The sequence below is a fragment of the Streptomyces sp. NPDC004658 genome (assembly GCF_040609555.1).
Classification (GTDB): domain Bacteria; phylum Actinomycetota; class Actinomycetes; order Streptomycetales; family Streptomycetaceae; genus Streptomyces.
Window position 1 is genome coordinate 1 of the sequence record NZ_JBEXKG010000362.1, and the last position, 2,421, is coordinate 2,421.

A 2,421-nucleotide genomic window follows, 5' to 3' on the forward strand; every position below is an offset into this window, starting at 1 on the left:
AAACCGATGCAAACTCCGAATACCGAAGAATGTTATCACGGGAGACACACGGCGGGTGCTAACGTCCGTCGTGAAGAGGGAAACAACCCAGACCGCCAGCTAAGGTCCCAAAGTCATGGTTAAGTGGGAAACGATGTGGGAAGGCATAGACAGCCAGGATGTTGGCTTAGAAGCAGCCATCATTTAAAGAAAGCGTAATAGCTCACTGGTCGAGTCGGCCTGCGCGGAAGATGTAACGGGGCTAAACCATGCACCGAAGCTGCGGCAGCGACGCTTAGGCGTTGTTGGGTAGGGGAGCGTTCTGTAAGCCGTTGAAGGTGGCCTGTGAGGGTTGCTGGAGGTATCAGAAGTGCGAATGCTGACATAAGTAACGATAAAGCGGGTGAAAAGCCCGCTCGCCGGAAGACCAAGGGTTCCTGTCCAACGTTAATCGGGGCAGGGTGAGTCGACCCCTAAGGCGAGGCTGAAAAGCGTAGTCGATGGGAAACAGGTTAATATTCCTGTACTTGGTGTTACTGCGAAGGGGGGACGGAGAAGGCTAGGCTAGCCGGGCGACGGTTGTCCCGGTTTAAGCGTGTAGGGGGTGTGACCTGGTAAATCCGGTTGCATACTAACCCTGAGGCGTGATGACGATGCACTACGGTGCAGAAGTAGTTGATGCCCTGCTTCCAGGAAAATCCTCTAAGCATCAGGTAACATTAAATCGTACCCCAAACCGACACAGGTGGTCAGGTAGAGAATACCAAGGCGCTTGAGAGAACTCGGGTGAAGGAACTAGGCAAAATGGTGCCGTAACTTCGGGAGAAGGCACGCTGGCATGTAGGTGAAGTCCCTTGCGGATGGAGCTGAAGCCAGTCGAAGATACCAGCTGGCTGCAACTGTTTAATAAAAACACAGCACTGTGCAAACACGAAAGTGGACGTATACGGTGTGACGCCTGCCCGGTGCTGGAAGGTTAATTGATGGGGTCAGCCGCAAGGCGAAGCTCTTGATCGAAGCCCCAGTAAACGGCGGCCGTAACTATAACGGTCCTAAGGTAGCGAAATTCCTTGTCGGGTAAGTTCCGACCTGCACGAATGGCGTAATGATGGCCAGGCTGTCTCCACCCGAGACTCAGTGAAATTGAACTCGCTGTGAAGATGCAGTGTACCCGCGGCAAGACGGAAAGACCCCGTGAACCTTTACTATAGCTTGACACTGAACATTGAGCCTTGATGTGTAGGATAGGTGGGAGGCTTTGAAGCGTGGACGCCAGTCTGCGTGGAGCCATCCTTGAAATACCACCCTTTAATGTTTGATGTTCTAACTCGGCCCCATAATCTGGGGTGAGGACAGTGTCTGGTGGGTAGTTTGACTGGGGCGGTCTCCTCCCAAAGAGTAACGGAGGAGCACGAAGGTTAGCTAATCACGGTCGGACATCGTGAGGTTAGTGCAAAGGCATAAGCTAGCTTGACTGCGAGAGTGACGGCTCGAGCAGGTACGAAAGTAGGTCTTAGTGATCCGGTGGTTCTGAATGGAAGGGCCATCGCTCAACGGATAAAAGGTACTCCGGGGATAACAGGCTGATACCGCCCAAGAGTTCATATCGACGGCGGTGTTTGGCACCTCGATGTCGGCTCATCACATCCTGGGGCTGAAGTAGGTCCCAAGGGTATGGCTGTTCGCCATTTAAAGTGGTACGCGAGCTGGGTTTAGAACGTCGTGAGACAGTTCGGTCCCTATCTGCCGTGGGCGTTGGAAGATTGAGAGGGGTTGCTCCTAGTACGAGAGGACCGGAGTGAACGCACCACTGGTGTTCGGGTTGTCATGCCAATGGCATTGCCCGGTAGCTAAGTGCGGAAAAGATAAGCGCTGAAAGCATCTAAGCGCGAAACTTGCCTCAAGATGAGTCTTCCCTGGGCCTTTAAGGTCCCTGAAGGAACGTTTAAGACTAAGACGTTGATAGGCTGGGTGTGTAAGTGCAGCGATGCATTGAGCTAACCAGTACTAATGATCCGTGAGGCTTAACCTTACAACACCGAAGGTGTTTTTAGAGAGATTTTCAGCGAAGTTCCGAGATTGGTTCTGATGGCTTCATGGAAGTGAGGCGGTTGGAATGAAACAGAATTTGCCTGGCGGCAATAGCGCGGTGGTCCCACCTGACCCCATGCCGAACTCAGAAGTGAAACGCCGTAGCGCCGATGGTAGTGTGGGGTCTCCCCATGCGAGAGTAGGACACTGCCAGGCATCAAATAAAGCCGAAAGCCCTGAACTGACGTTCAGGGCTTTTTGCTATGCGTAAAATGGAAAATCCCCGTTGTAATCCGCTTCAGCTTTCATCGTACTGTTTAATATTCATCACAAAACCAACGCATTGTTTCTCTGAATGTCAGATATTCTTCGTCCGCTATTAAGTTTGGCTGTTAACTTATAAATAACAAT

General features: G+C 51.8%; 2 rRNA genes. Both read left to right on the forward strand.

What is annotated here, in order from left to right:
• A 23S ribosomal RNA gene (locus tag ABZV94_RS41275) occupies positions 1–2,011 on the forward strand; the annotation flags it as partial.
• A 99-nt stretch (positions 2,012–2,110) separates the two neighbouring features.
• Positions 2,111–2,226, forward strand: a 5S ribosomal RNA gene (rrf, locus tag ABZV94_RS41280).
• Positions 2,227–2,421 lie beyond the last annotated feature (195 nt).